6 protein-coding genes are annotated in these 7,040 nt (G+C 43.4%); all 6 read right to left on the bottom strand.

The features are described from left to right. Positions 1–2,014: family 65 glycosyl hydrolase domain-containing protein (locus QZY09_RS21580; protein WP_295675979.1), on the bottom strand; the 2,014-nt coding region annotated here is incomplete at its 3' end. A 114-nt stretch (positions 2,015–2,128) separates the two neighbouring features. Continuing rightward, a complete protein-coding gene (pgmB, locus tag QZY09_RS21575) occupies positions 2,129–2,779 on the bottom strand; it encodes a beta-phosphoglucomutase (RefSeq protein WP_295675977.1) in 651 nt (216 codons plus the stop codon). A 181-nt stretch (positions 2,780–2,960) separates the two neighbouring features. Then, positions 2,961–4,811 (bottom strand): glycoside hydrolase family 13 protein, encoded by a 1,851-nt coding sequence (locus QZY09_RS21570; protein WP_295675974.1) that lies wholly within the window; start codon positions 4,809–4,811, stop codon positions 2,961–2,963. Positions 4,812–5,012: 201 nt separating this feature from the next. Then, a complete protein-coding gene (locus tag QZY09_RS21565) occupies positions 5,013–5,435 on the bottom strand; it encodes a hypothetical protein (RefSeq protein ID WP_295675972.1) in 423 nt (140 codons plus the stop codon). After that, positions 5,432–5,653 (bottom strand): ferredoxin, encoded by a 222-nt coding sequence (locus tag QZY09_RS21560; protein WP_295675970.1) that lies wholly within the window; start codon positions 5,651–5,653, stop codon positions 5,432–5,434. Before QZY09_RS21560 ends, QZY09_RS21565 begins: the two co-directional genes overlap by 4 nt. Then, positions 5,646–6,893, bottom strand: a complete 1,248-nt coding sequence (locus QZY09_RS21555) for a peptidase U32 family protein (protein WP_295675968.1) — start codon at positions 6,891–6,893, stop codon at positions 5,646–5,648. The genes QZY09_RS21560 and QZY09_RS21555 overlap by 8 nt, the downstream gene beginning before the upstream one ends. Between the last annotated feature and the right edge of the window lie 147 nt (positions 6,894–7,040).

Below are 7,040 nucleotides of genomic sequence, written 5' to 3'. Positions count from 1 at the left end.
TATAATCATCAAGGTCAAGCCTTGAGGTCCGCAAGTAAAATTCATAAGCCCTTGCTTCATCCCCCAGTTTGGCGGCTAAAATAGCATGCACACAAGGTGAAAGCGAAGATTCGTGTACTGTGCGTGGCTCATAAAAATCAAAGTTCCTGCGGATAGTATCCAGATCGTACTGATCCTCAAAAAAGTAAATGCCCTGCAAAACGTCAGCCTGTTTAATGTAGCAGGAACGCAGGATCCTATCCCAGCTCCATTTCTGGTTGATAGGCCTTTCGGTTGCGGGAAGATCTTTAACTAAGATTTGTTCTTTGTCAAGATACCCGTCCTGCTGTAAAAACACCTGTTGCTTTTCGTCATAAGGGAAATACATTTTGGCGATGATATCCTTAAACTTCGCAATTTCTTCGGCTTCGTTAAAATTTATTTTGTTGACCAGCGCGGCATATTTGGCTGGTTCTGTTTTCTTTACCTTTTCGACAACGTCCGTAGCATACTGCATGCACCAGGTGGCCTGTTTGTTAGTATACCAGTTGTTGTTTACGTTGTTTTCGTATTCGTTTGGCCCGGTTACGCCCAGCATTACATATTGCTGCTTATCAGCTGACCAGTTAACCCGCTGCGACCAAAAACGTGCAATCGCTATTAATACTTCCAGCCCGTAATCAGCAAGGTAAGCTTCATCGGCGGTGTACCTTACGTAGTTAAATATAGCGTAGGCGATAGCGCCGTTACGGTGTATTTCCTCAAAAGTGATCTCCCATTCGTTATGGCATTCGGTGCCATCCATGGTTACCATCGGGTAAAGCGCTGCTCCGTTCTTAAAACCAAGCAACTTTGCATTATCAATGGCCTTACCCAATTGTTTATAACGATAAAGCAGCAGGTTTTTAGTTACATTTTGGTCGGCCGTAGCCAAATAAAAAGGAACGCAATAGGCCTCTGTGTCCCAATAGGTTGAACCGCCATATTTTTCGCCGGTAAATCCTTTCGGGCCGATATTTAGGCGATCATCCTCGCCGGTATACGTTTGATTAAGCTGAAAAATATTAAAACGGATAGCCTGCTGCGCAGAAGCATCCCCTTCAATAATGATATCATTGTGCTTCCATTTCCGGCCCCAGGCTTCAGCCTGTTCGGCCAGCATGGTTGCAAACCCTTTTTTCCGGATGCGGGTTAAGTTCTGTTTCAAATTTGCTGCCAGTTCGGCTACCGGATGGTTCTGCGAAGAAAGATTCGCGGCATACTTGATGATAGAGGCGCTTTCACCCTGTTTTACTGTCAATTCGACCTTCGCTGCGACATATTTTTCCTTTTCAAGAGTTGTGGAAAAAAGGTGTACTGGTACTGTATTTTGAAGGATGGTAAAAAGCATCCCTGTAGCTACTTCAAACCCTGTCTTTTTAGTGCGAAGCTGAATATAGCCCCCATCGCCCCATATTTCTTTTTTTACTTCATCCCAGAATTTCTCGTCGTAATTGGAATCTTTATTTATGATATCTCCGTCAATAAAGGGAGTGAGGGTTATTTTGCCGCTAAAATTAACCGGTGTGATGGTATATTTAATGGCGCCCGTTTCGTCGTCAGCCATGCTGCAAAAGCGAATGGTTTCAACATCGACCATTTTACCGGCTGTTGTTTTTGCAGTAAAGGTCCTTTTAAGGTAACCTTCCTTCATATTCAATTCGCGGCTAAAACTACTTACCTGGCACTTTGCCAAATCCAATTGCTCACCGTCAATAAGTACATCGATACCGATCCAGTTGGCCGCGTTTAATACTTTGGCAAAATATTCGGGGTAGCCGTTTTTCCACCACCCTACACGGGTTTTATCGGGATAATATACCCCCGCTACATAGTTACCCTGTAACGTATCACCGCTGTACGCTTCTTCAAAATTTGCGCGCTGGCCCATGCGGCCGTTGCCAAGGCTGAAAATACTTTCGGATATTTTGTTATGCTGCGGATTAAAGCCACGTTCTATGATCTTCCACTCATCAACTTCGATGTATTCCTTCATTATAATTGTAAATAATATAATAACAGCCCCCTTTTTAATCTCCTCCGCCAATTGGCGGAGAAACTTTAAAATTTTAAGCCCTTCCGCTAACCGGCGGACAGGGTTAGGTGGGGCTTATAATTCTTTTAACTTTTCTAAACTCATTTCATTTAAACCGCTAACCACCAGGTCAGCTTTTCCAAGCACATCCGGCGAACCTATCCCAACCGATTTCATGCCTCCGTTTATGGCGGCGTCAATACCTGCTATGGCATCTTCAAATACCACACATTCTGCCGGGGCAACGTTTAATGCTTCGGCGCCTTTCAAAAAAACTTCAGGATCAGGCTTGGCTTTACTTACTTTGTTACCGTCGATAACCGCGTCAAACAGGTTGGTTATCCCAACTTTTTCCAGTATCATGCCGCTGTTTTTGCTTGCAGAACCCAGGGCGATCTTTAAACCGGCTTGCCTGCAGGCCTCTACAAACTCTCTGGCCCCAGGCAAAATTTCGGCTGGTGTCATATGGCTGATCATATCAATATACCATGCATTCTTTTTAGTCGCCAGTTCATCCTGTTCGGCTTTGGTTTTGGTAATGCCGCCCCATTGCAGGATCAGCTCGAGCGAGCGCACACGGCTCACGCCTTTCAGCTTTTCGTTAGCTTCTTCCGAAAAATCAAAACCCAGTTCATTTGCCAGTCGCTTCCAGGCTTTATAATGATAAACCGCAGTATCAACAATTACACCATCCAGGTCAAAAATACAGGCTTTAATTATACTCATTTATAGTTCGCAAATTTAATTAATTAGGTATTAGTTGATTACGCGCCAGGCGCTAGTACTTATTTTTATCAATTCCATAAATAATCAACCCAAAATACCTTTATCATTGATAATCTCTTAAAATCAGAACCCGCTTTAATCAATTGTGCTGCTCATTTTCCTGATTTTAGGCATTATCCGTTTATTTGATCAATTCCAATAGCAAAGTTGATTTACCTGAAATGGTTAAGTTCGACAAGTTAACCAACTCATCAGTAATTATGTTCTTTGCCGATTTAGCACCGCTTATGCGTTCGGCATATCTTTCTGTTGTCGTTGATTGTTCTTTATCACGGCTATTGTAAACCACCATCACCGTTTTTTTGTCATCGTACCTGAAATATACATAGATGCCTTTCTCCGGAATATACTGCATCAGCTTCCCAGTTTGTAATGCAGTGGTATTTTTACGGTAATTAGCCAGTTTACGCACGTAATTGAACGCATTATTTTCGGCATCGGTACGGCCAGAGGCAATAAACTTATTTACTTTATCCTCTTTCCATCCACCAGGAAAGTCAGAACGAACCAGGCCATCCGGATTTGAAAAATTCTTCATCAGTATTTCATCACCGTAATATATCTGCGGCACACCACGCATCGTCATCAGCATCGCCATACCCGATCTGTATTTGTTCATATCCTCACCCACTACTGATAGAAAACGGCTCATATCATGGTTATCAAGGAATATGGTATTTTTTGTAGCATCCTTGTACAGGAAATCCTGGGCCATAACAGCATAAAGGCGGTTTATACCTTCAGTCCATCCTTCATTGGCATTTAATGCATCGTAAACGGCCTCTTTCCATACACCGTCAGTTACACCGGGCAAGTGGGTGTCAAATCCGCGGTTAACCGTATTGCCTTCGGTAAAAAATGCCTGGTTAGCCGCTGACCATACCAGCGTTTCGCCAAATATAGAAAAGTGCGGAAACTCATTCTTTACATCCACGGCCCATTTCGACATATAATCTGCGTCATTATAAGGATAAGTGTCCAGCCTGAAGCCATCCACGCCTGAATATTCAACCCACCAGATATGGTTTTGGGTTAAAAAATTCTGCACATATGGGTTATTCTCATTCATATCTGCCATGCGGTGATCAAACCAGCCGTCGAGCATTTTCTTACGGTCCGCTGGTGAAGCATGCGGATCCATCACCGCAGCATCCCTAAAATTTGAAGTAGTATATTTTGGCCATTGGTGTACCCAGCTTTTCATCGGCATATCACTAATGGTATAACCTTCGGTACCGGCATGGTTATGTACAAGGTCCATCACCACCTTCATCCCCATAGCATGGCATTTTTCAACAAATTGCTTATATAGGGCATTGGTGCCATAGCGGGGGTCGATCTTATAATGATCTGTAACTGCATAGCCATGGTAAGATGCATGCGGCTCGTCGTTTTCAACAGCAGGCGTTAGCCATATAGCTGTTACCCCCAAATCCTTCAGGTAATCAAGGTGATCCATGATCCCCTTCAGGTCTCCTCCGTGCCTGCTGAACATAGAATCGCGGTGGATACCGGTTTCACGCATTTTAGCGAATGAATCGTTATCTGTATCGCCGTTTGAAAAGCGATCAGGCATGATGAGATAGATCAGGTCTTTATCAGTTACCCCCTGCGCCCGACCAGAAGAGGCATCGCGTTTTTTCAGGTCGTAGTTGTATGTTATAACCTTTTCGCCTGCTTTTTTAAATTTTATCGGGAACGTTCCCGGTACTGTGCCTGAAAAAATGCGTAAATCGATGAATAAGTAATCAGGATTTTCAACTTTATGCACTGCAACCAGCTTCACTCCGGGGTAAGAAAACTCCACTTTTCGGGAGGCAATATGGTCGCCGTGAACGATCAGCTGCAGGTTGGGATTATGCATACCTACCCACCAAAACATGGGTTCTACGCGTTCAAGGGCAGGAATTTGCGCCGAGGCACCTATTGCCAGTACCAGGCAGCAGGCTGTAAACAGTAAGGTTTTTTTCATACCAGGTTTTATCTGAAAAATAATTGGGCGGCATCAAATTCTCACGATCAACCGCGTGTCAAATTTAAAATAAAATTGATAGGATAAAGGAAAAAATGAAAATGTTTGTGGGTTAGAGATAGGAAAGTCCGAAAGTGGGGAAAGCACACAAGGTTTCTGCCGGATTTTTAGCTTTTCAACACAAATAACATATATTCCTATTTATTCCCTTTCCCAAATAATTTTTTTACCAAAGCCTTTGCTGCTGTCTGTCATTTTAATGTGGTTGATCTGTATCGTCCAGATCTCGCCATGCATGGCCAGGGCCATGGGGTGCTTTTTATGATAATTTGCAGATGCATGTGCAGACAGCGGATGGTCCCCGGGTAAAAGTTCACCGTCAAATTGTATCCCCTGCACCAGGATCGTTTTTAATTTATCAGGCAGGATCGTTCCGGCGATGCACGGATTTTGTTTTATCAGCCCCGAATGATAAGTATCAGTTGATGATTTAAAATAAAGCAGGCCCAGCTCACTATTAAATGCATAAAAGCAGTTAAAACAATAAGGCTTACCTAACTCGTTTATGCAGCTGATGGTAGCACAAGTTTGATGGCGGGTAAAATTGATAATATCTTCGTTCATATAACTTTAATAATGTTTACCGGGCAGGCCTTCGCTACTTCATGGCTTTGCTGCAAGTGACTTTCGCCTACCGGTAATATAAACACATCCTTCTTTGCAGCGGCACGCAATAAATTAGCTTTTCCATCTTTCATGGACATCCGCCAGAATTCGGGCTGCAATTCAAAACAGATATTACAGCCAATACATTTATTGCGGTAATGAATAATTTTAGCCATTTACTGCCTCTACAATTTTATACAGTTTATCCTGGCTGCCTACTTTTACGCCAAACGGGAAAGTGATCTTATCCCCTTTAAGGGCCTCATTCCCCTCTGTTCCGTTTACCACCAGGGTTTCCGCTTTCTCCTTGATCATTCCGCACAAGGGGCCTGTAACCATCAGGGTATCGCCAGGTTTAATAGTACCGGTTTCGATGGTAAACTCAGCTATGCCTATTTTAGGATAGTAATTGCTGCCCCTGCCCACATATATCTTCTTTTCGGTGGCTGCTGAGCCCGGCTGGCTTGTCCATTCGCCCAGTTTGTGCCCTAAATAATAGCCTTCCCAAAAACCGCGGTTATAAACGGTAGATAGCCTGTTTATCCATCCGTCAATTTTTTCGGGCGTATAGTTATTACTTCCGATGGCCTGTATTGCTTCCCGGTAACATTGGGTGGTAACAAGTAAATAATCGGCGCCTTTACTCCTGCCTTCAATTTTCAACACATCCACGCCACATCTGATGATCTGATCAAGTACACCAATCGTACATAAATCCTTTGGCGACATGATATATTCATTATCAATCAGCAGTTCTTCCTGCGTTTCGGCATCTTTCACCAAATAAGGCCTGCGGCAGTTTTGCGTACAGGCGCCACGGTTTGCGGAAGCATTTTGGGTATGCAGGCTCATGTAACATTTGCCAGAAACCGCCATGCATAAAGCACCGTGAATAAACACCTCTATTTTGATCAACTCCCCGGATACGCCTTTAATGCCCGTTCGCCTTACCTCGCTGCAAATATCATGTACCTGTTTAAGGGTAAGTTCCCTTGCGAGTACAATAACATCCGCAAATCGCGAAAAAAACTGTACAGCTTCTATATTACTTACATTAGCCTGGGTCGAGATATGCAGCGGTATACCCATCTGCCTGCATTGTTCTATCACCGCGAAGTCCGACGCGATCACCGCATCGATACCATGTTTTTTTACCTGGTTTAAAATGCCATGCAACAATTGCAAGTCGTGGCCGTAGATGATGGTATTCAGGGTTAAATAGGCCTTGATATTATTTGCACTGCATATGGCCGCTATGTATTCAATATCATCCACACAGAATGAACTAACAGATTTTGCCCGCATATTCAGCTGTTCCACCCCGAAGTAAACTGCATCAGCTCCGCCATTTATCGCAGCTTGTAAGCTATCATAAGAGCCGGCGGGCGACAGCAATTCAATTTTGTTCTTTTTCAATTACGCGCTTTTATTTCTAACGCGGCGAAATTATGCAATGTTTAGAGCAGGAAATATGACCAGGATCACAAGTCGGCATAAAACTTTAATAAATTTGCGTAATTCAAAGGTTACCCAATAATTTCTGGAAAGATAAACTGCAAAACC

The sequence above is a fragment of the uncultured Mucilaginibacter sp. genome, from assembly GCF_903913935.1.
Classification (GTDB): Bacteria; Bacteroidota; Bacteroidia; order Sphingobacteriales; family Sphingobacteriaceae; genus Mucilaginibacter.
This window is presented reverse-complemented; position numbering and strand designations above follow the sequence as displayed.